This window comes from Microbacterium sp. Soil_C_42 (genome assembly GCF_057656735.1).
This window is the reverse complement of sequence record NZ_JBDGJU010000003.1, coordinates 95,144-115,416: the sequence shown is the minus strand read 5'-3', so window position 1 is coordinate 115,416 and position 20,273 is coordinate 95,144. Positions and strand designations below refer to the sequence as shown.

General features: G+C 71.7%; 20 protein-coding genes. 8 read left to right on the top strand and 12 right to left on the bottom strand.

Going from position 1 to position 20,273, the window contains the following annotated elements:
- Window positions 1-53 precede the first annotated feature (53 nt).
- Window positions 54-1,853: a DEAD/DEAH box helicase gene (locus AC3A46_RS03355; RefSeq protein WP_487663891.1), complete on the bottom strand. Its 1,800-nt coding sequence runs from the start codon at window positions 1,851-1,853 to the stop codon at window positions 54-56.
- A gap of 235 nt (window positions 1,854-2,088) precedes the next feature.
- Here AC3A46_RS03355 and AC3A46_RS03350 point away from each other — a divergent pair, with 235 nt between their 5' ends.
- Entirely contained in the window at window positions 2,089-2,949 is an 861-nt protein-coding gene (locus AC3A46_RS03350) for an SGNH/GDSL hydrolase family protein (protein WP_487663797.1), read from the top strand.
- Between the two features lies 1 nt (window position 2,950).
- Window positions 2,951-3,640, top strand: a complete 690-nt coding sequence (locus AC3A46_RS03345) for an SDR family oxidoreductase (RefSeq protein ID WP_487663796.1) — start codon at window positions 2,951-2,953, stop codon at window positions 3,638-3,640.
- Between the two features lie 25 nt (window positions 3,641-3,665).
- Here the strand turns inward: AC3A46_RS03345 and AC3A46_RS03340 are convergent, their stop codons facing one another.
- A complete protein-coding gene (locus AC3A46_RS03340) occupies window positions 3,666-4,469 on the bottom strand; it encodes a TrmH family RNA methyltransferase (RefSeq protein WP_487663890.1) in 804 nt (267 codons plus the stop codon).
- Between the two features lie 114 nt (window positions 4,470-4,583).
- On the opposite strand from AC3A46_RS03340, the gene AC3A46_RS03335 reads away from it, so the two are divergent.
- From AC3A46_RS03335 to AC3A46_RS03325, 3 genes are read left to right on the top strand one after another with little or no spacing between them, the layout of a single operon-like run.
- Window positions 4,584-5,417, top strand: a complete 834-nt coding sequence (locus AC3A46_RS03335; protein ID WP_487663889.1) for a Sir2 family NAD-dependent protein deacetylase — start codon at window positions 4,584-4,586, stop codon at window positions 5,415-5,417.
- Window positions 5,418-5,455: 38 nt separating this feature from the next.
- Complete coding sequence (locus AC3A46_RS03330) at window positions 5,456-6,061, top strand: histidine phosphatase family protein (protein WP_487663795.1); 606 nt, start codon at window positions 5,456-5,458, stop codon at window positions 6,059-6,061.
- A gap of 10 nt (window positions 6,062-6,071) precedes the next feature.
- Window positions 6,072-6,452, top strand: coding sequence for an iron chaperone (locus AC3A46_RS03325; RefSeq protein WP_487663794.1), 381 nt, complete (start codon window positions 6,072-6,074; stop codon window positions 6,450-6,452).
- A 21-nt stretch (window positions 6,453-6,473) separates the two neighbouring features.
- Here AC3A46_RS03325 and AC3A46_RS03320 read toward each other — a convergent pair whose 3' ends face one another.
- From AC3A46_RS03320 to AC3A46_RS03300, 5 genes are read right to left on the bottom strand one after another with little or no spacing between them, the layout of a single operon-like run.
- The gene (locus AC3A46_RS03320) at window positions 6,474-7,283 is read right to left on the bottom strand and encodes an HpcH/HpaI aldolase/citrate lyase family protein (RefSeq protein ID WP_487663793.1); all 810 of its coding nucleotides are present in this window, start codon (window positions 7,281-7,283) and stop codon (window positions 6,474-6,476) included.
- Window positions 7,280-7,807, bottom strand: a complete 528-nt coding sequence (locus AC3A46_RS03315; RefSeq protein ID WP_487663792.1) for a MaoC family dehydratase — start codon at window positions 7,805-7,807, stop codon at window positions 7,280-7,282. Before AC3A46_RS03315 ends, AC3A46_RS03320 begins: the two co-directional genes overlap by 4 nt.
- A gap of 16 nt (window positions 7,808-7,823) precedes the next feature.
- Complete coding sequence (locus AC3A46_RS03310; protein WP_487663791.1) at window positions 7,824-8,984, bottom strand: acyl-CoA dehydrogenase family protein; 1,161 nt, start codon at window positions 8,982-8,984, stop codon at window positions 7,824-7,826.
- A 16-nt stretch (window positions 8,985-9,000) separates the two neighbouring features.
- Entirely contained in the window at window positions 9,001-11,022 is a 2,022-nt protein-coding gene (locus AC3A46_RS03305; protein WP_487663790.1) for an acetyl/propionyl/methylcrotonyl-CoA carboxylase subunit alpha, read from the bottom strand.
- Window positions 11,023-11,027: 5 nt separating this feature from the next.
- Window positions 11,028-12,632, bottom strand: coding sequence for a carboxyl transferase domain-containing protein (locus tag AC3A46_RS03300; RefSeq protein WP_487663789.1), 1,605 nt, complete (start codon window positions 12,630-12,632; stop codon window positions 11,028-11,030).
- Window positions 12,633-12,767: 135 nt separating this feature from the next.
- Between AC3A46_RS03300 and AC3A46_RS03295 the strand changes: the two genes are divergently transcribed.
- A complete protein-coding gene (locus AC3A46_RS03295) occupies window positions 12,768-13,364 on the top strand; it encodes an SACE_7040 family transcriptional regulator (RefSeq protein ID WP_487663788.1) in 597 nt (198 codons plus the stop codon).
- 197 nt (window positions 13,365-13,561) lie between these two features.
- Here the strand turns inward: AC3A46_RS03295 and AC3A46_RS03290 are convergent, their stop codons facing one another.
- From AC3A46_RS03290 to pdhA, 3 genes are read right to left on the bottom strand one after another with little or no spacing between them, the layout of a single operon-like run.
- A complete protein-coding gene (locus AC3A46_RS03290; RefSeq protein ID WP_487663787.1) occupies window positions 13,562-14,971 on the bottom strand; it encodes a dihydrolipoamide acetyltransferase family protein in 1,410 nt (469 codons plus the stop codon).
- The gene (locus AC3A46_RS03285; RefSeq protein WP_487663786.1) at window positions 14,971-15,981 is read right to left on the bottom strand and encodes an alpha-ketoacid dehydrogenase subunit beta; all 1,011 of its coding nucleotides are present in this window, start codon (window positions 15,979-15,981) and stop codon (window positions 14,971-14,973) included. The genes AC3A46_RS03290 and AC3A46_RS03285 overlap by 1 nt, the downstream gene beginning before the upstream one ends.
- 2 nt (window positions 15,982-15,983) lie before the next feature.
- On the bottom strand, window positions 15,984-17,114 hold the full coding sequence (pdhA, locus tag AC3A46_RS03280; protein WP_487663785.1) for a pyruvate dehydrogenase (acetyl-transferring) E1 component subunit alpha: 1,131 nt from the start codon (window positions 17,112-17,114) through the stop codon (window positions 15,984-15,986).
- 165 nt (window positions 17,115-17,279) lie between these two features.
- Between pdhA and AC3A46_RS03275 the strand changes: the two genes are divergently transcribed.
- Complete coding sequence (locus AC3A46_RS03275; RefSeq protein WP_045302332.1) at window positions 17,280-17,753, top strand: Lrp/AsnC family transcriptional regulator; 474 nt, start codon at window positions 17,280-17,282, stop codon at window positions 17,751-17,753.
- Here the strand turns inward: AC3A46_RS03275 and AC3A46_RS03270 are convergent.
- A complete protein-coding gene (locus tag AC3A46_RS03270) occupies window positions 17,725-18,735 on the bottom strand; it encodes an EamA family transporter (protein WP_487663784.1) in 1,011 nt (336 codons plus the stop codon). The two genes, AC3A46_RS03275 and AC3A46_RS03270, sit on opposite strands and share 29 nt — an antisense overlap.
- A 75-nt stretch (window positions 18,736-18,810) precedes the next feature.
- Here AC3A46_RS03270 and AC3A46_RS03265 point away from each other — a divergent pair, with 75 nt between their 5' ends.
- Window positions 18,811-19,365: a CGNR zinc finger domain-containing protein gene (locus tag AC3A46_RS03265; protein WP_487663783.1), complete on the top strand. Its 555-nt coding sequence runs from the start codon at window positions 18,811-18,813 to the stop codon at window positions 19,363-19,365.
- On the opposite strand, the gene AC3A46_RS03260 is transcribed toward AC3A46_RS03265, so the two are convergent.
- Entirely contained in the window at window positions 19,325-20,224 is a 900-nt protein-coding gene (locus AC3A46_RS03260) for an alpha/beta fold hydrolase (RefSeq protein ID WP_487663782.1), read from the bottom strand. The genes AC3A46_RS03265 and AC3A46_RS03260 overlap by 41 nt on opposite strands.
- Between the last annotated feature and the right edge of the window lie 49 nt (window positions 20,225-20,273).

The window sequence follows — 20,273 nt, the reverse complement described above, 5'->3', positions numbered from 1 at the left end:
CCGAACCTCACCCGCCCGAGACCGCCGCGCAGCCCGAGCTCGAGCGCCGGGGGTCAGGAGCGGACGCGCTTGCGCAGCACGTCGATGCGGGACTGCAACTGGGTCACCGTGGCGTGCGACACGGCGGGGCCGCCGCAGATCCGGCGCAGCTCGGCATGCACGAGGCCGTGGGCCTCGCCCGTCTGGCGGGCGTAGAGGCCGACGAGGCTGTTGAGGAGCTGGCGCTGCTCCTTGAGGGTGCGGTGCAGCGCCTGGGGCAGCGCGGGCTCCTCCGCGGGCTCCGTCGCCTCCTGCGCCTCGCGCGCGGTGCGGTGCCGCGACTGCCGCGAGACCCGCGACATCAGGACGTCGTGCACCTGGTCGGGTTCGAGCAGGCCCGGGATGCCCAGGAACTCCTCCTCCTCGGGGGTGCCGGGCACGGCGAGCTGGCCGAACTCCTGGCCGTCGAAGAGCACGCGGTCGAAGTGCGCGAGCGAGCCCAGGGCCTGATACGAGAACTCCTCCTCGAGCGCGTCGGAAGCCTTGTCCTCGCGCTCGGCGGCGTTCATCAGGTCTTCTTCGGCGTTCCACTCGTCCTCGCCGTCGGAGTCGCGGTCCAGCGCGTGGTCGCGCTGCCGCTCCATCTCGTTCGCGAGGGCGAGCAGCTGCGGCACGTTCGGCAGGAACACGCTCGCCGTCTCACCGCGACGGCGCGCGCGCACGAAGCGCCCGATGGCCTGCGCGAAGAACAGCGGCGTCGAGGCGCTCGTCGCGTACACGCCGACGGCGAGACGCGGCACGTCGACGCCCTCCGACACCATGCGCACGGCGACCATCCACCGGCTCGTCGACTTCGAGAACTCCTCGATGCGGCTCGACGCCTCGGCCTCGTCCGACAGCACGACGGTGGGCGCCTCGCCGCTGATGTCGTGCAGGATCGCGGCGTAGGCGCGCGCGGCCGTCTGATCCGTCGCGATCACCAGGCCGCCGGCATCCGGAACGTGCTCGCGCACCTCGGTGAGCCGGCGGTCGGCCGACCGCAGCACGGCGGGGATCCAGTCGCCTTCGGGGTCGAGCGCGGTGCGCCAGGCCTGCGAGGTGATGTCCTTGGTGTTGTCCTGGCCGAGCTGCGCCTCCATCTCCTCGCCGGTCTTGGTGCGCCAGCGCATCTGCCCGGCGTAGACCATGAAGAGAACGGGACGCACGACGCCGTCCTCGAGCGCGCGGCGGTACCCGTAGGCGTAGTCGGTGCGCGAGATGCGGATGCCCTTGGGGTCGGGGTGGTACTCGACGAACGGGATGGGCGCGGTGTCGCTGCGGAACGGGGTTCCGCTGAGCAGCAGCCGGCGGGTCGCCCGCGCGTACGCCTCGCGCAGGGCGTCGCCCCAGCTCAGCGCGTCGCCGCCGTGGTGCACCTCGTCGAGGATCACGAGAGTCTTCGCGTCCATGGTGAGCCGCTGATGGACGGATGCCTTGACCGCGACCTGCGCGTACGTCACGGCGACGCCGTGGTACTGGCGGGCGGGCGCGAAGTGGCGGTTGCTGAAGGCGGGGTCGAGTCGGATGCCCACCCGCGCGGCCGCGTCGGCCCACTGCGTCTTGAGGTGCTCCGTGGGAGCGACGACGACGATGCGGTTGACGACACGACGCCGCAGCAGCTCGCTCGCGAGGCGGAGGGCGAACGTCGTCTTGCCGGCGCCCGGGGTGGCCGCCGCGAGGAAGTCGCGGGGTCCGCCGCCTGGGCCGTCAGGGCCGTCCAGTCCGAAGTAGAGATCGAGCGCCTCGGCCTGCCACGCCCGCAGCCGCTGCGCGGTTCCCCAGGGGGCGCGCTGCGGGTACGTCGGCGAGAGGTGCTCCGCGGCGAAGCTGCCGATGTGCGGTTCGGCGCCGTGCGGGCCGGTGGCGAGACGGCCGTCGGATGCCGATTCCGTGAGAGGGTGCTCGGGGAGGGCGGGCGGCGATTCGATCGTCGTTTCGTCCGTCACCGATCACACCTCCCCCGTAGACAACGAGTCACCACGATAGACGACCCGCACGACATCGCGGGCCGGTGCGTTGCCCCGCCGCGATAGCCTGACTGTCGGTCACAAGCCGAGGAACGGAAGAGCGATGTCCACGCGAGAAGATCCCCGAAGCCCGTACGTCGCAAACGTCCAGCCGCACCCGTGGCGCCGCTACGTCGCGATCGGCGACTCGTTCACCGAGGGCGTGGGCGACCCCGAGCCTTCGGCCCCGAACGGGTTCCGCGGCTGGGCGGACCGCGTCGCCGAGGTGCTCTCGGAGCAGGTAGACGACTTCGCCTACGCCAACCTCGCGATCCGCGGGCGCCTCATCGGCCAGATCGTCGACGAGCAGGTGGCGCCGGCGATCGCCCTCAAGCCCGACCTCGTGACCTTCTCGGCGGGCGGCAACGACGTCATCCGCCCCAACGGCGACCCCGACCGTGTCGCACAGCTGTTCGAGGACGCCGTCGTGCGCCTCTCCCGCGACGGTGCGACCGTCGTGGTCTTCACCGGCATCGACACCGCGTTCACGCCCGTATTCCGGGGCATCCGCGGCAAGGTCGCCATCTACAACGAGAACATCCGCGCGATCGCCGACAGGTACGACTGCATCGTCGCCGACCAGTGGGCGCTCAAAGAGGTGCAGGACATGCGCTTCTTCGACGATGACCGCCTGCACTACAACGCGCTCGGCCACCACGAGGTGGCGCGCATGGTGCTGCGCGCTCTGAACGTGCCGAACGACCTCCAGCCGATGCAGCCCGACCCGCTGCCGATCCGCACGTGGCGCGAAGCGCGAGCGGTCGACGTCATGTGGGCCCGCGAGTATCTCGTGCCGTGGGTGCTGCGGCGCCTGCGCCACCAGTCTTCCGGCGACGACGTCACGGCGAAGCGACCCGACCCGCTGCCGGTGATCACGATCGTCCCGGGGCCGGACCCCGCGGCGCCGCGCGGCGAGGAGGCCTGACGTGACGACGCACCTTGTCACCGGCGCCGGTTCGGGCATCGGCGCGGCGCTGACGGAGCGGCTCGCCGCCCGCGGCGACGATCTGTGGCTGCTCGCGCGGGACGCCGGACGCGCGGCGCAGCTCCGCCGGCGCTTCCCCGGCGCCCAGACCCTCGTCGGCGACCTCGCCGACCCCGCACGGCTGTCGTGGGCGTTCAGCCACCAGAGCGTGCCGCCGCAGCTCGACTCGCTCATCCACGTGGCCGGCGTCGTGGAGCTCGGGGCGATCGGCGAGACGCCGGTCGCGACCTGGCAGCACCAGCTCAACGTCAACGCCGTGGCCCCTGCGGAGCTCACCCGCCTCATGCTCCCCGCCCTCCGCACGGCGCGCGGCCGCGTCGTGTTCGTGAACTCCGGCGCCGGTCTGCGTGTCAGCCCCGAGTGGGGTTCCTACGGCGCGAGCAAGTTCGCGGTGCGCGCCGTCGCAGATGCCCTCCGCGAGGAGGAGCGCGCGAACGGCGTGCGCGTGACCACCGTGTACCCCGGCCGCACCGCGACGCCCATGCAGGAGAAGGTCCACCAGCAGGAGGGCGCCGACTACGACGCGTCGCGGTGGATCGACCCGGCATCCGTCGCGACCGCGATCCTGACGGCCCTCGACCTGCCCCGCGACGCCGACCTCACCGAGCTGACGGTGCGACCGGGCGGCTGACCTCGGCGACGCGGCCCCGAGCAGGTCAGCGCGCCCGCAGCTCCCACAGCGCCACCGCGCTCGCCGCGGCGACGTTGAGGGAGTCGACGCCACCGGCCATGGGGATCGTGACGACGGTGTCGGCCGCCTCGAGCGCCCGGCGCGACAGCCCGTCGCCCTCCGCGCCGAGCATGAGCGCGACCCGTTCCGGCCGGCGCGCGCGGAAGGCGTCGAGCGGGACAGCGGCGTCCGACAAGGCGAGCGCGGCGAGTTCGAAGCCCGAATCGTGCAGCACCGCGCGTGCCTCCTCCCACTCGGGCAGCCGCGTCCACGGCACCTGGAAGACGGTGCCCATGCTCACCCGGACGCTCCGCCGGTAGAGCGGGTCGGCGCATCTCGGACTCACGAGCACCGCGTCGGCGCCGAGGCCGGCGGCCGCGCGGAAGATCGCGCCCACATTGGTGTGGTCGACGATGTCCTCGAGCACAACGACGAGCCGCGCGCCCGCGACGACGTCGGCCACCGACGGGAGCTCGGGCCGGTGCATCGACGCCAGCGCGCCGCGGTGCACCGCATACCCGGTCAGGGACTCGGCGATCTCGGGGGCGACGACGTACACCGGGGTCGAGGCATCCGTCACCAGCTCCTCCACGTCGGGGAGCCACTTCTCCTGCACGAGCACCGAGCGCGGCCGATGGCCGGCCGCGATCGCGCGACCGATCACCTTCGCCGACTCGGCGATGTACAGGCCGCCCTCGGGCTCGATCACGCGCCTCAGTGCGACATCGGTGAGATCGCGGTAGTCCGCGAGGCGCTCGTCGGAGGCGTCGGTGATCTGGATCGCGTGCATCGCGTCCCATCGTCGCACGGCGCTCAGGCCGCGGCGCTGACGTAACATCCCCGAAAACCGCGGGGCCTACACTCGACGCGAAGGGGGTGCGCCGTGACGACGATCTCGACCGGAATGGACGCCCGGACGACGGATGCCGTGGCTCAGGCCATCGCCACGCTCTCGGGCCGGCGGATCGCCGTGCTGACCGGGGCAGGCGTCTCGACGGACTCCGGCATCCCGGACTACCGCGGGGCGGGAGCTCCCGTTCGGACCCCGATGACCGTCGAGCAGTTCCTCTCCAGCGATGCGTCGCGACGTCGCTACTGGGTCGGCAGCCACCTCGGCTGGCAGGCGTTCGCGTCCGCCGAGCCGAACCCCGGGCACCGCGCGCTCGCCGACCTCGAAGCTCGAGGACTCGCGACGGGCGTCGTCACCCAGAACGTGGACGGACTCCACGTGCGCGCCGGCAGCCGCCGCGTCGTGGAGCTTCACGGCACGATGCGCCGCATCTTCTGCACCCACTGCGGCCAGGTCTTCGACCGGCGCGACCTCGCCCGCCGCGTCGAGGATGACAATCCGTGGATCCGCGTGCCCGAGAACGTCGCGCTCGGCCCCGACGGCGATGTGCTCCCCGAGAGCACCGAGGGCTTCCGCATTCCGGAATGCAGCGTGTGCAGCGGGATGCTGAAGCCCGATGTCGTCTTCTTCGGCGAGTTCATCCCCGCCGAGAAGTTCCGTGAGGCCGAGCAGCTCGTGCACACCAGCGAGGCGCTCATCGTGGCGGGGTCCTCGCTCGTCGTGAACTCGGGCATCCGGCTGCTCGAGCGTGCGCGGCGCCGACGCCTGCCCGTCGTCATCGTGAACCGCGGCGCCACGCGCGCGGATGCCCGGGCGACGGTCAAGATCGACGCAGGCACCAGCGAAGTGCTGCGCGCGCTCGCCGACGGGCTGCCCTCCCTCGCCTGAGCGGCTGACGTCCAGGCGGCCCGGGTAGGGTCGAAAGCATGACCGCGCTCACCCTGATCCGCCACGGCGAGACCGATTGGAACCGCGACCGGCGCATCCAGGGATCGACGGACATCCCCCTCAACGACACCGGTCGCGCACAGGCCCGCGCGACCGCGCAGGTGCTGCGCGAACGCCTCGACGGCGCTGTTCCCATGACCGTCGTGTCGAGTGACCTGGCCCGTGCCCGCGAGACGGCGGAGATCATCGCGGCCGAGCTGGGCCTTGCGGCGCCGCGGACGTACGCCGGCCTGCGCGAGCGCGCCTACGGCGAGGCGGAGGGCGTCGGCATCGACGAGTTCCGCACCCGCTGGGGCGACTGGTACACCGCAGAGGTGCCCGGCGCCGAGCCGTGGGCCGATCTGCGCGCGCGCGCCATCACGGCGCTCGGCCGTGTCGTGCGGGATCACCGCCGCGCCACCGCCCCCGCCGCGGCCTCGCTCATCGTCGTGAGCCACGGCGCGCTCATCCGCGAGGTGATGCGCCACGCGACCGCCGGCGCACTGCCGCCGGAGGGCGAGCGCCTCGCCAACGGCTCCACCCACGACTTCGTCTACGAGCGCGATCACCTCCGGCTCGTGACGTACGCGGGGCTGGTGGCCTAGGCTCGGCGCCATGGCCGCGCCTGCCACCGTCGACGAGTACATCGCGGGATTCCCTCCCGAAGTCGCCGAGCGACTCATCCGCGTCCGCGCCGAGATCGTGGATGCCGTCGCTGCCGCATCCGGTACGCCGCCCGAGCAGAAGGTGCGATACGGCATCGCGGCGATCATGCTCGGCGGGCGCTACGCACTCCACTTCGCGGGCTGGAAGAAGCACATCGGCCTCTACCCGGTGCCGGTCCTTCTCGAGCCGCTGGAGTCCGAGATCGGGCCCTATCGCGCCGAGAAGGACTCCGTCGTCTTCCCGCACTCGAAGGACGTGCCGTACGAGCTCATCGGCCGCGTCGCGCGCGAGATCGCGGACGAACGCGTCCGCGAGTCGGCGGAGGGCTGAAGCGCCCGACGGACTGCGCGCTCAGGCGTCCGCGCGGGCCAGCACGCCGCGCGCGTGGCGCAGCACCGGTTCGTCGACCATGCGCCCGTCGTACGAGAACACACCGCGCTGGCTCTGGGCGGCGGTGAGGACGGCGCGTGCCCATTCCACGGTCTTCTCGTCGGGGCGGTAGGCGGCGCGGATGACGGCCACCTGGCTCGGGTGGATGCAGGCGGTGGCGCGGAAACCGGAGGCCGCAGCATCCGCCGCCTCGATGGCCAGGCGCTTCGCGTCCTCGATGTCCAGGTGCACGGCGTCGATCGCCGCCTTGCCGCGCGCGGCGGCCGCAAGCAGCACTCGGGAGCGTGCGTAGCGCGCGATGTCGCGGTAGCGGCCGCTGGGTGTGCGGCTGGAGGTGCCGCCGATGCTCGCGACGAGGTCTTCGGCGCCCCACATCATGGCCACCACGTTGTCGAGCGCGGCGATGCGGTCGGCCTGGGCGACGCCCTTCGCCGTCTCGCACAGCGCGATCACCTCGAAGCGTGCGTCGATGCGCCCGATGCGCTTGGGCGACTCGGACTTCGCGACCATGATGCGCCGGTAGTCCGTCTGCGACAGCGTCGCGAGATCGGCGACGAACGCGTCCGTCTCGGGAGGGTTCACGCGCACGATCACCCGTGACGGGTCGAGTTCGGATTCGATGAGGTGTCCGCGCGCCGCGGTCTTGTCGGCGGGCGCGACAGCGTCCTCGAGGTCGAGGATCACGGCATCGGCACGGTCGAACGCCTTCTCGTACCGCTCGGGGCGGTCGGCGGGGCAGAACAGCAGCGCGGGGCCGAGGTCGAAGCTCATCGGGTCTCCTCCGGGGTCTCGGGTGCGCACCACATCAGCGCGGTCCGGGTGGCGAGGGCGACGACCTCGCCCCGCTGGTTGCGGCCGGTGTGCCGCAGCGTCACGATCCCCTGCCCCGGCCGCGACGCCGAGAGCCGCTTGTCGAGCACGTCGGTCTCGGTGTATAGGGTGTCGCCGTGGAACAGCGGCGCCGGGAACGACACGTCGGTGAGGCCGAGCTGCGCGACGAGCGTGCCCTGGGTGATCTGCGAGACGGATGCCCCGACCATCGTCGCGAGCGTCCACATCGAGTTCATGAGGCGCCGGCCGAACGGCTGCGTCTCGGAGAACGCGGCGTCCAGGTGCAGCGCCTGCGTGTTCATCGTGATCGACGAGAACACCACGTTGTCGGCCTCGGTCGCCGTGCGGCCGGGGCGGTGCAGGTACCGCGCCCCGATCTCGAGCTCGTCGTAGTAGAGCCCGCGCTGGACGATCGTCCGCGCTGCCCGGGGCGGGGCGTCGTCGTCGGAAGCGTCGGGGGTCACGTCTGTCACGCTACCCTCACGCCACGCCGAGCGCCCGCGCGATCACCAGCAGCTGCACCTCGTTCGTGCCCTCGCCGATCTCGAGGATCTTCGAGTCGCGGTAGTGCCGCGCGACCGGGTACTCGTTCATGAAGCCGTTGCCGCCGAAGATCTGGGTCGCGTCGCGGGCGTTGTCCATGGCGGCGTCGCTCGCGGTGAGCTTCGCCATGGCCGCCTGCGTCTTGAAGGGCTTGCCGGCGTCCCGCAGTCGCGCCGCGTGGTGCCACGCGAGCCGCGCGAGGTGGACGCGCTGCTGCATGCGGGCCAGCAGGAACTGGATCCCCTGGCGCGTCGAGAGCGCGTCGCCGAACACGGTCCGCTTCTTGGCGTAGTCGACCGCTGCGTCGAGGCATCCCTCCGCCGCTCCCGTGGCGAGCGCGGCGATCGCGATGCGTCCCTCGTCGAGGATGTGGAGGAAGTTCGCGAAGCCGCGCCCCTCCGTGCCGAGCAGGTTCGCCACGGGAACGCGCACGTCCTGGAAGGTCAGCGGGTGCGTGTCGGACGCGCGCCAGCCGACCTTGTCGTAGCCGGGCTCGACGGTGAACCCCGGCGTGCCGTGGGGCACGACGATGGTCGAGATCTCCTTGCGGCCGTCGGTCTCGCCCGTGACCGCGGTGACCGTGACGAACCGGGTGATGTCGGTGCCCGAGTTGGTGATGAACTGCTTCGAGCCGTTGATGACCCACTCGTCGCCGTCGCGACGCGCGGTGGTGCGGGTGGCCCCGGCGTCCGATCCCGCCTCCGGCTCGGTGAGCCCGAACGCGGCGAGCGCGCGGCCGGCGAGCAGGTCGGGCAGGAGCTCCCGCTTCTGCTCCTCGCTGCCGAAGCGGAACACCGGCATGGCACCGAGGCTCACGCCCGCCTCGAGCGTGATCGCGAGCGACTGGTCGACGCGGCCGAGCGCCTCGATCGCGAGGCACAGCGCGAAGTAGTCGCCGCCCTGACCGCCGTACTCCTCGGGGAACGGCAGGCCGAAGAGGCCCAGCTCCCCCATCTGCGCGACGACGTCCATCGGCAGGGTGTGCGTGCGGTCGGCCTCGTACGAGACGGGCGCGACGACCTCGTCGGCGAACTGCCGCACCAGCGCGGCGAGCTCTCGCTCGTCCTCCGAGAGGTCGTAGGTGTCGTAGCTGTCCATTGCTGCTCCTCGGGTGTCAGGAGGTCGGCGCGGGCGCCTCGTGGGCGTCCGCGGTGGAGTCGTCGGGAGAGTCGGACGCGGCGGCCGCCGCGTCCGCGAGCGAGACATGCGCGAGCACCTGGTCGCGGCGCACCTGTTCGCCGACGGCGGCGTCGACGCGCACGACGCCGTCGTGCGGGGCGAGGACGGGGTGCTCCATCTTCATCGCCTCGATCGTGACGATCCTGTCGCCGGCGGCGACGGTCGCGCCGTCGGCGACGTGCACGGCGACGACCGCGCCCGGCATGGGGGCGCGCAGCTGCGGATCGGATGCCGCGGCCCCACGCTCGCGGTCCGCCAGGCGTCGCTCCATGGCGGCGCGGCGGCTGAGCGGGCGGAGGCGATGCGTCGCGCCGTCGGCGTGCACCCAGACCCATCCGTCGGCGTCGCGGGAGTCGATCGCACCGTCGCCGGCGCCCGGCGCAGCAGGGACGGGGACCGCGAGCACCTCGCCGTCCGCGGTCTCCACGGAGACCGTGCGCGCGGCAGGTGGCTCGCCCGAGCGCCAGCCCGATCCCGCGCGCCACAGCGGGCTCGCCCGCCGCTCCGCGCCGGGGTCCGTCCTGCCCTCGGGTTCGGCGGCGGCGGCCGCGACATCCAGCGCTGCCGCGCTCGGCGCGCCCGCCGTGTACCTCGGCATGCGGTCGATGAGCCCGGTGTCCATGTCTCCGGTCTGCACGCCCTCCTCGGCGAGCAGGGCGCGGAGGAAGCCGATGTTGGTCTCGAGCCCGAGAACGATCGTCTCGGCGAGCGCCCCGTCGAGACGATCGAGCGCCTCCGCGCGGTCGGCGCCGTGTGCGATGACCTTCGCGATCATCGGGTCGTAGTCCGCCGTCACGGTGCTCGCGGACTCGACAGCAGAGTCGGTGCGGACGCCCTCGGCGGGCCGCCACACCAGCACCTCGCCGGTGGCAGGAAGGAAGCCGCGCGCCGGCGTCTCCGCGTACACACGGGCCTCGATCGCGTGGCCGTCGAGTTGCACGTCGTCCTGCGAGAAGGCGAGCGGCTCCCCCGCCGCGATCCGCAGCTGCTGCTCGACCAGGTCGAAGCCGGTCACGAGCTCGGTGACGGGGTGCTCGACCTGCAGGCGCGTGTTCATCTCGATGAAGAAGAACTCTTCGGGGCGCGAGGCTGCGACGAGGAACTCGACAGTGCCCGCCCCGCGATAGTCGACGGATGCCGCGGCCGCGCAGGCCGCCGCGCCCAGGCGGGCGCGGGTGTCGGCGTCGACCGCCGGGGACGGCGCCTCCTCGATCACCTTCTGGTGGCGCCGCTGCAGCGTGCACTCGCGCTCGCCGAGGTGGACGACGCTCCCGTGCGCATCGGCGAGCACCTGCACCTCGATGTGCCGCGGGCGTTCGATGAGCCGTTCGAGGAGGAGCGTGTCGTCGCCGAACGCGGCGGCCGCGACGCGGCGCGCGGTCGCGAGGGCGTCCGGCAGCTCCGCGGCCGAGCGCACCACCTGCATGCCCTTGCCGCCGCCGCCCGCCGAGGGCTTGACCAGGAGGGGGAAGCCGGCACGCTCGGCGGACGCCGTGATCTCAGCATCCGTCATCCCCGCCGCGCTGAGCCCGGGCACCGTCGGCACGCCGTGCGACGCGACGTGCTCCTTCGCACGGATCTTGTCGCCCATCACCTCGAGCGCGCGCTCGCCGGGGCCGATGAAGACGATGCCGGCCTCGGCGCAGGCGCGGGCGAAAGCCGCGTTCTCCGACAGGAAGCCGTAGCCCGGGTGGACGGCCTGCGCGCCGGTGGCGACCGCCGCGGCGATGACGGCGTCGATGTCGAGGTACGACTGCGCGGCCGCGGCGGGCCCGATGCGGACGGCCTCGTCGGCCTCACTCACGTGCGGCGCGTCGGCGTCCGCATCGCTGTAGACGGCGACAGAGCGGATGCCGAGACGCCGGAGCGTGCGGATCACCCGGCGGGCGATCTCACCGCGGTTGGCGACGAGAACGGTGTCGAACCCTTCGGCGGGCTCAGGCAGAGGGAAGAGCATGACAGTCACATCCGGAAGACGCCGAAGCGCGGCTCGGGGAGCGGGGTGCGCGAGACGACGTCGAGCGCGAGGCCGAGGAGGTCCCGCGTATCGAGCGGGTCGACGACCCCGTCGTCCCACAGCCGGGCGGTCGCGTAGTACGGGTCGCCCTGCTCCTCGTATCGGGCGCGGATCGGGGCCTCGAAGTCCGCCTGCTCAGCCGTGGACCACTCTTCGCCGCGCGCCTCGAGCTGGTCGCGCTTGACGGTCGAGAGGACGGAGGCGGCCTGGGGGCCGCCCATGACGGAGATCCGGCTCGCCGGCCACGTCCAGAGGAACCGCGGCGAGTACGCGCGTCCGCACATCGAGTAGTTGCCGGCGCCGAACGACCCGCCGATGACGACCGTGAGCTTCGGCACTCGCGTGGTCGCGACGGCGGTGACCATCTTGGCGCCGTCCTTCGCGATGCCGCCCGCCTCGGCGTCGCGTCCCACCATGAACCCCGAGATGTTCTGCAGGAACAGCAGGGGCACCCCGCGCTGATCGCACAGTTCGATGAAGTGGGCGCCCTTCTGCGCGGACTCGCTGAACAGCACGCCGTTGTTGGCGACGATGCCGACGGGATGCCCGTGGATGCGCGCGAAGCCGGTGACGAGCGTGTCGCCGTACTCGCGCTTGAACTCGTGCAGCTCACTGCCGTCGACGAGCCGCGCGATCACCTCGCGCACGTCGTAGGGCTGGTTCACGTCGACCGGAACGACTCCGTACAGATCGGATGCCTCGGCCACCGGCTCGACCGCCGGCACGACCTCCCACGCGGGTTCAGCCGGCGCCGGCAGGGTCGCGACGATGTCGCGCACGATCTCGAGCGCGTGCTCGTCGTCCTCGGCGAGGTGGTCGACGACCCCGGAGCGGCGGGCGTGCAACTCTCCCCCGCCGAGCTCCTCGGCGGTCACGATCTCGCCGATCGCGGCCTTCACCAGGGGCGGGCCACCGAGGAAGATCGTGCCCTGGCCACGGACGATCACCGTCTCGTCGCTCATCGCGGGCACATAGGCGCCGCCGGCGGTGCAGGAGCCGAGCACGGCGGCGATCTGCGGGATGCCCGCGGCCGACAGCCGGGCCTGGTTGAAGAAGATGCGGCCGAAGTGGTCGCGGTCGGGGAACACCTCGTCCTGCATCGGCAGGAAGGCGCCACCGGAATCGACGAGATAGACGCAGGGCAGGCGGTTCTCGAGGGCGATCTCCTGCGCCCGCAGGTGCTTCTTGACGGTGAGCGGGTAGTACGTCCCGCCCTTGACCGTCGCGTCGTTGCACACCACCATCACATGCCGCCCGTGCACCAGCCCGATCCCCGCGATCACGCCTGCGGCGGGGGCGTCGCCGTCGTACAGGCCCTCCGCGGCGAGCGGCGCGACCTCGATGAACGGACTCCCCTCGTCCAGCAGCCGCGTCACACGGTCGCGCGGGAGCAGCTTGCCGCGCGCGACATGCCGCTCGCGCGACGCGGCGGGTCCGCCGACGGATGCTGCGGCCAGCCGCTCCCGCAGCTTCTGTGCCAGGTCCCGCTGGGCGTCGCGCGTGCGCGCGAAGGCCTCGTCGTGCACCGCGGTGGTGCTCAGCACGCTCATCCGGATCTCCCGCGCATCTTCCTCGACGTCACGATCGGATCACGTCCGTTGTCGGGACGCGATCGGATTGGTTAGTGTTCACTAACTGAGGTTCAGGTTAGCGAGCCTTAACTGGATTTACAAGCGGAGCATCAGATGACGAACGGTGTGACCGATCGCGATCGCGCGAAGGCCGACCGCCATGCGGCGATCCTCCACGAGGCGGCGGCCCTCTTCGCCGAACGCGGCTTCAGCGGCGTCAGCCTCGAAGACATCGGCGGAGCGGTCGGTGTCAGCGGTCCCGCCCTCTACCGCCACTTCGCCAACAAGCAGGCGCTGCTCGGCGCCATCCTCGTCGAGGTGAGCGAGCGGCTCCTGGCGGGTGGGCGCAAAGTGATCTCGGCCCATGACGAGGCCGCCGACCAGCTGAACGCGATCATCGCCTTCCACGTGGAGTTCGCGCTGCGCGACGCCGACGTCATCCGCGTGCAGGACCGCGATCTCGCGAGCCTCAGCGAGGACGACCGTCACACCGTGCGCCGTCTGCAGCGGGAGTACGTGGAGGTGTGGATCGGCATCCTCTCGACCGTCCACCCGGACCGGGACGAGGACGATCTGCGCGTGCGCGCGCATGCCTGCTTCGGCCTGATCAACTCGACGCCCCATACCGTGCGCGCGTCGAGGTCGCGCCCCGGCGAGCGCGATGTGCGCGGCATCCTCCACACGATGGCGCGCGCCTCCCTGACCGCCTGAGGGCGGCGGCCCCGCCGCCTCCCGCCCGGACGCGGCCTGCTGGGTCTGCTGCACGCACGCTATGCGGCCCCGGGCTCCGCGGAGCCCGAGACCTACGCCGAGCCATATGACGTGCTGCAGACGCACGGGCTCGGACTCTTCTCCCCGAAGATGGACTGACCGGCCGGCCCCCAAGGTGCCGGCCGGTCAGCGGCTGGTCAGTGCAACAGCATCGCACGCCCGGGCTCGCGGAGGATGCCCGCGACATCGACCAGGAACCGCGACCCCTGCTCGCCGTCGACCAGCCGGTGATCGAACGACAGAGCGAGCGTCATGACGTCGCGCAGGGCGATCTCGCCGCGATGCTCCCACGGCTGGCGCCGCACCGCGCCGAGGGCGAGGATGCCCGCCTCTCCGGGATTGATGATCGGCGTCCCGGCGTCCACGCCGAACACGCCGACGTTCGTGATCGAGAACGTGCCGCCCATCATGTCGGCCGGCGACGTCTTCCCCGCGCGCGCGGTCTCGGCGAGCCCGCGGATGGCGTCGGCCAGTTCGACCAGCGTCAGCTCCTGGGCATCGCGGATGTTCGGCACCACGAGCCCGCGCCCGGTGGCCGCGGCGATGCCGAGGTTCACATAGTGGTGCTCGACGATCTCGCCCGCCTCGTCGTCCCACTTCGAGTTGAGCCCGGGATGGCGGCCCAGCGCGAGGCACACCGCCTTCGCCGCCACGGCCATGATCCCGATCCGGTGCTCCTGCAGGTCGCGGTCGCCCTTCAGCGAGGCGATGAGCTCGCTCGTCGCTGTCACGTCGACGGTCAGGAACGTCGTGACGTGCGGAGCGGTGAAGGCGCTGCGCACCATGGCGTCCGCGGTCATGCGCCGCACCCCGCGGATCGCCGTGCGCGTCGTACGCTCCCCCTCCGCGGCGGCCGGCACCGGCATCTCGAAGGTCTCGACGGGCTCGGCCGCGGCCGGCGCGGTCGCCGTGGCGCCCACGCGCGTCGCGTACGCCTCGACGTCGGCGCGCGAGATGACCCCGGACGCACCGCTCGCCTCGACGAGCGCGAGGTCGATGCCCAGCTGCTTGGCGAACTGCCGCACCGGCGGTGTCGAGCGCGGGCGCTCCACGGGACGCTCCACGACGTCGGCGAACTGGATCGCGTCGTGCGGCGCCGCCTCGAGGACGGCGGTGTCGGATGCGGCGGCCACCGAGCCCGCGACACGCGCGCGGCGCCGAGGGCGCCCGGCGCCCTGCGGCGTCGCGCCGTAGCCCACGAGGTTGGGCTCGGATTTCGCCGGCTCGGCCGGCGCGCTCCCGGCGACCTCCGGAGCGGAGCCCCCGGTCTCCGCGGCGGGCGCTGAAGGCGTGGGGACCGTCGAGTCTCCGATGTCGAAGGAGATCAGCACCGAGCCGACCGCGACGACATCGCCTGCTTCGGCGTGCAGTGCCGTGATGGTGCCGGCGTACGGCGATGGCAGCTCGACGACGGCCTTCGCGGTCTCGACCTCGGCGATGGTCTGGTTGAGGGCGACCGTGTCGCCGACGGCGACGAGCCACTGCACGAGCTCGGCTTCGGGGAGTCCCTCCCCGAGGTCGGGGAGCCTGAAGTCCTGCACCGCCATCAGTCCCGCACCCCGCTCAGGCTGTTCGGCCGGTCCATGACGCGGTCGACGGCGTCGAGGATCCGGTCGAGGTCGGGCAGGTGGTGCTTCTCGAGCTTCGCGGGCGGGTAAGGGATGTCATGCCCGGTGACGCGCTGCGGCGCCGCCTCGAGATAGTTGAAGCAGCGCTCGGTGACGCTCGCGACCAGTTCGGCGCCGACGCCCGCCTCGCGGGCGGCCTCGTGGGTGACCACGACGCGCCCGGTCTTGCGGACGGAGGCGGTCACCGTGCGGTAGTCCACCGGCGAGATCGAGCGCAGATCGATGACCTCGATCGAGACGCCGTCATCCTCGGCGGCCGTGGCCGCGTCCAGCGCCGTGAGCACCTGCGAGCCATAGGTCAGCAGAGTGACGTCGCTGCCCTCGCGGGCCACGCGGGCCAGGCCCATCGGCGGGGCGTCCGCGAGGTGGACGTCGAGATCGACCTCGCCCTTGGTGTGGTACAGCCGCTTGGGCTCGAAGTAGACCACCGGGTCGTCCGACGCGATCGCCTGCCGCAGCATGACGTAGGCGTCCTGCGGGTTGGACACCGCGATCACACGCAGGCCCGACGTGTGCACGAAGTAGGCCTCGGGCGACTCCGAGTGGTGTTCCGCGGCACCCACGCCACCCGCCCACGGGATGCGGATCGTGATCGGCATCTTGACGTTGCCTCGCGTGCGGTAGTGCAGCTTCGCCACCTGGCACACGATCTGGTCGAACGCCGGGTACACGAAGCCGTCGAACTGGATCTCGACGACCGGCCGGTAGCCGCGGAACGCCAGCCCCACGGCGGTGCCCATGATGCCGGCCTCGGCGAGCGGCGTATCGACCACGCGCTGCGCCCCGAACTGGTCGAGGAGGCCGTCGGTGATGCGGAAGACGCCGCCGAGCTTTCCGATGTCCTCGCCCATGACGAGGACCTTGTCGTCGTCCGCCATCGCACGGCGGAGTCCTTCGTTGATGGCCTTCGCCATCGTCAGCTGCGTCATCGTCACACCGCCTCGGCTGCCGGGGCGAACCCGTCGAGGTACGCGCCGAACCATTCGCGCTGCTCCGCGAGGCCCGAGTGGGGCTCCGCGTAGACGTTGTCGAGCACGGTCAGCGGGTCGCGCGTCTTCGCGGTCATCGCCGCCTCGCGCACGGCGGCGGCGAGGGCATCGGCGTCCGCCTCGACGCTCGTCACGAACGCCTCGTCGAACTCACCGCGCGACCGCAGGAGCGCCTCGACGCGCGCGATCGGGTCGCGACGGCGCCACTTCTCGACCTCTTCCTTGTCGCGGTACCGGGTCGGGTCGTCCGACGTGGTGTGCGGGCCCATGCGGTAGGTGACCGCCTCGATGAAGGCGGGGCCGTTGCCGCGGCGCGCGTTGTCGAGCGCCCACCGCATGGCCGCGAAGCATGCCAGCACATCGTTGCCGTCGACGCGCATGCTGGGGATCCCGAAGCCCGGGGCCCGCCCGGCGATCGGGAACTTCGCCTGCACCGTGACGGGCTCGGAGATCGCCCACTGGTTGTTGGTGCAGACGAACACGACCGGCGCACGGAAGGAGGAGGCGAACACCATCGCCTCGTTGACATCGCCCTGGCTCGACGCGCCGTCGCCGAAGTAGGCGACCGATACCTGGTCGGTGCCGTCGCGCTGCACGCCCATCGCGTAGCCGACCGCGTGCAGCGCCTGCGCGCCGATGATGATCTGCTGCGTGGCGGTGTTGATGTCGTACGGGTTGTAGGTCGAGTGCTCCTCGCCGCGCCACGCGAGCACGAAGTCCGCGGGCTTGCCGCCCCGGGCGTAGACGACGCCGGTCTCGCGGTAGCTCGGGAACGCGAAGTCGTCGGCGCGGAGGGCGCGGGCGGTGCCGATCTGGGTGGCCTCCTGGCCCTGGCACGGCGGCCACAGGCCCAGCTGACCCTGCCGCTGCAGGGCGACGCCCTCGGTGTCGATGCGCCGCAGGAGGACCATGTCGCGGTACAGGCCGCGCAGTGTCGCGGCGTCGACGTCGGCCACCCAGCGATCGAGCTCGGGGTCGGCGATGCGCTCGCCGTCGGGGGTCAGCAGTCGCGCGACATCCTCGATGTCGGTGGCGAGATCCGCTGTGGGTGTCAGGGTGTGCGTCATCGTCATCACTCCTCGTTGCGGGCCCCCTCGTGAGGAGCCGCTTCGCGTGTGCCGGCCACGTCGCCGGCTGCTTCAACGGTACGTCCGCATCGCACCTCGCTCAAGCATTCGAGGACTTCTTGAGCATGTTGACAACTCAAGCCCACCAAGCGCGTGCTAACGTTTCGCACTATGAGTGCCCTCGATCACGTCGACCTGGAGCTGCTGGCAGCGCTCTCCGCCGACCCGCGCGCGACCGTCGTCGCACTCGCCGAACGACTCGGCCTCTCGCGCAACACCGTCCAGGCACGCATGTCGCGCCTGGAGAAGGCGGGGGTCTTCTTGTCGTACGAGCGAGCCATCTCGTCCGCTTCGCTCGGGTTCCCGATCGAGGCGTTCATCAGCGTCATCGTGCGTCAGGCCGATCTGCCCCGCATCGCCGTCGAACTCGCCCGCGTCCCGGAGGTCGTGCAGGCGCACGGGTTGTCGGGTCAGGTGGATCTGCTGGTGCGCGTCGCGTGCCGCGACACCCAGCACCTCTTCGACACCGACGCCCGCATCCTCGCGATCGAGGGGGTCGAGCGGACCGAGACGTCGCTCGTGATGGGCGAGGTCATCGCCCACCGCGTGACGCCGCTCATGGAGCTGGCACGACGGGAGTCGTAGCCGCGGCGCCCCTGGGGTTTCCGGTCGACGACGCGTCGGCGCGCACCAGGACCACTCCGACCAGGATCAGCGCCCCACCGACGAACTGGATGGGCGCGGGCACCTCGGCGAGGAAGATCCACGCGAACATGAGGGCGAACAGCACTTCCGAGAGCCCGACGAACGAGGCGACCCGCGAGCCGATGCGTGGAACGGCCATGACGCCCAGCGCGTAGCCCAGCGTCGTCGCGATCGCGGCCACCCAGAAGAGCGGCATCCACCACGGCACCGCCACTCCCGCGAGGACCACATCCACCGCCGGGGCCTGGAAGGGCATGATGCCCGTGAGGCACAGCACGCCCATGACGATCGCGCCCGTCAGCAGCCCGCTGGCGGCCAGGGCGAGCGGCGGCAGGTCGTCGCCGGCTCGCTCCGAGATCACGAAGTACGCGCACACGCACACCGCGGCGGCGAGGGCGAGCAGCGTTCCGATCAGGTCGAACGAGGCGCCCGAGATGTCGACGACGAGCACCAGACCGACCATCGCGACCGCGGAGCCCCACAGCACGAGCGCCGACGGCGCGGTGCGCGTGCGCACCCAGATCGCGACGACGAGCATGACCGGCGCGAGGTACTGGATCAGCAGCGCCACCGCCACCGGCATCCGCTGCATCGCCGAGAAGAAGAAGAGCTGACAGCCCAGCACCGGCATCAGCCCGAAGCCGAGGATGAGCCGCCAGTGCCGCGTGAGGAAGCCGCGCTGCCGCATGATCGCGAGGAACAGCGCGGGCGAGAGCACGAGGCCCGCGACGCCCATGCGAACCAGCAGCGCCGCCCCGAGCGACCAGCCGGCCTCGAGCAGAGGCTTCACGAAGGGACCGCTCGACGAGAACGCCAGCGCCGAGGCGATGCCCATCACGAGCCCGCTGGTACGCATTCGCGCGTGCGCGCGGAAGGCAGCGCTCGGGGCGATGGCGGGATGGGACGCGGTCGAGACGGTCATGGGCGGCATCCGGCTGTCAGGGGTGAATACTGCTTACACTGGTGACAGTAGTGGAACAGCATGTCAGGAGTCAACGTGGTTTTCATTCGTGACACGGAGCTGAGCCTCCGCGCGGCCGCCTCCCTGGTCAACACGCTGCCCGGCTACGACGACGAGGACACGCTCACCACGCTCGAAGAGTTCGACGAGTACCTGGCGGTCAACCCCTACACGGGGCTCATCCGGCGCGATGAGCACGAGCTCGCGGCGATCCGTGCGATCCGCCCGCGTCTGCGGCAGCTGTGGGAGGTCGACCGCGACGGCGCCGTCCCGCTGGTCAACGAGATGCTCGCAGACGGCAGCGCACTGCCCCGCCTCGTCCGCCATGACGGCTTCGACTGGCACGTGCACGCCACGAGCGACGATGCACCGCTCGCGACCCGCATCCTCGTCGAGGCGGCGATGGCCTTCGTCGACGTCATCCGCTCCGACGAGTACGACCGCGTGCGCATCTGCTCCGCAGACGACTGCGACTCCGTCTACGTCGACTACTCGAAGAACGGCTCCAAGCGCTACTGCGACACCGGCAACTGCGGCAACCGCATGAACGTCAACGCGTACCGGCGTCGGAAGGCGCGAGAAACCGCGTGATCGCGTCGGCGGCAGCCGCCGGCGTCTCGTAGTGGATGAGGTGCCCGACGTCGGGGATCTCCACCAGCTGCGCGTCCGGGAACAGCCTCACGAGCTTGCGCTCGGCTTCGATGGGCGTGATGTCATCCCTCACGGCGGCGACCAGCAGCGTCGGCCGGGCGATGCGCGGTGCGAACGCGCGCACGTCGTTCGACACCGACGCCACGAAGGCGTCGTGCAGCACGTCGCGGTCGGCGAAGCGGGAGAAGTACGTGTCGTGCTGATCGTGCACGAATCGACGGATGCCGGAGTCCTTGGTCTTCGCCATCGACACGCTCATCACCCGCACGATGAGCCCGTTGCGCAGCAGGGCCTCGCCGAGCCGCTTCGGCAGCTTCGCGCCTGCCCAGTAGTAGAAGACCGCCAGTCTCGTGAGGATGCCTCGCGGGCCCTCCAGCGCCGGAGCGCCGATCGGGTTCACGAGGATCACCCGCGGCGTCTCGAGCCCGCCGGCGACGGCCGCCGCGACGACGATCGAGCCGAACGAGTGCCCGAGGATCACCGATCCCGGTGCGACCGCCGCGGCGAACTCACGGAGCCACTCGGCGTAGAGGTCGAGGTCATGGGTGCGGCCGGGGACGGGTGCCGTCTCACCGAAGCCGGGAAGGTCGGGTGAGATCACGCGGACGCCCGGAAGGTGCGCGACGACCGGCTCGAGACCGTGGTGCTCGCCGCGGAAGCCGTGCACCGCGACGATGGTCGCTTCGGCGTCGGCGGGACCGTAGACCCAGTACGCCGTCGTGCCGCCGAGCACGGCGACCTCGCGCCGCTCGACCGGGATCACGTCGAGGAGCGGGGCGTACGGGTTGGGCGCTGTCACCCGTCGAGTCTACGAGGACTCCCCCGGGTCCCGGCTGTGCGCGGAGTGC

What these genes read in the sequence shown, in the direction of transcription:
- AC3A46_RS03340 (WP_487663890.1), bottom strand. Translation starts at nt 4,469, where the DNA reads ATGCACGCGATCCAGATCACCGACGCCTCCGACGAGCGCCTCGCGGAC.
- AC3A46_RS03305 (WP_487663790.1), bottom strand. Translation starts at nt 11,022, where the DNA reads ATGCTCTTCCCTCTGCCTGAGCCCGCCGAAGGGTTCGACACCGTTCTC.
- AC3A46_RS03335 (WP_487663889.1), top strand. Translation starts at nt 4,584, where the DNA reads ATGGACGCCCGGACGACGGATGCCGTGGCTCAGGCCATCGCCACGCTC.
- AC3A46_RS03320 (WP_487663793.1), bottom strand. Translation starts at nt 7,283, where the DNA reads ATGAGCTTCGACCTCGGCCCCGCGCTGCTGTTCTGCCCCGCCGACCGC.
- AC3A46_RS03325 (WP_487663794.1), top strand. Translation starts at nt 6,072, where the DNA reads ATGGCCGCGCCTGCCACCGTCGACGAGTACATCGCGGGATTCCCTCCC.
- AC3A46_RS03330 (WP_487663795.1), top strand. Translation starts at nt 5,456, where the DNA reads ATGACCGCGCTCACCCTGATCCGCCACGGCGAGACCGATTGGAACCGC.
- AC3A46_RS03295 (WP_487663788.1), top strand. Translation starts at nt 12,768, where the DNA reads ATGACGAACGGTGTGACCGATCGCGATCGCGCGAAGGCCGACCGCCAT.
- AC3A46_RS03300 (WP_487663789.1), bottom strand. Translation starts at nt 12,632, where the DNA reads ATGAGCGTGCTGAGCACCACCGCGGTGCACGACGAGGCCTTCGCGCGC.
- AC3A46_RS03285 (WP_487663786.1), bottom strand. Translation starts at nt 15,981, where the DNA reads ATGACGCAGCTGACGATGGCGAAGGCCATCAACGAAGGACTCCGCCGT.
- AC3A46_RS03270 (WP_487663784.1), bottom strand. Translation starts at nt 18,735, where the DNA reads ATGACCGTCTCGACCGCGTCCCATCCCGCCATCGCCCCGAGCGCTGCC.
- AC3A46_RS03290 (WP_487663787.1), bottom strand. Translation starts at nt 14,971, where the DNA reads ATGGCGGTGCAGGACTTCAGGCTCCCCGACCTCGGGGAGGGACTCCCC.
- AC3A46_RS03275 (WP_045302332.1), top strand. Translation starts at nt 17,280, where the DNA reads ATGAGTGCCCTCGATCACGTCGACCTGGAGCTGCTGGCAGCGCTCTCC.
- AC3A46_RS03310 (WP_487663791.1), bottom strand. Translation starts at nt 8,984, where the DNA reads ATGGACAGCTACGACACCTACGACCTCTCGGAGGACGAGCGAGAGCTC.
- AC3A46_RS03350 (WP_487663797.1), top strand. Translation starts at nt 2,089, where the DNA reads ATGTCCACGCGAGAAGATCCCCGAAGCCCGTACGTCGCAAACGTCCAG.
- pdhA (WP_487663785.1), bottom strand. Translation starts at nt 17,114, where the DNA reads ATGACGATGACGCACACCCTGACACCCACAGCGGATCTCGCCACCGAC.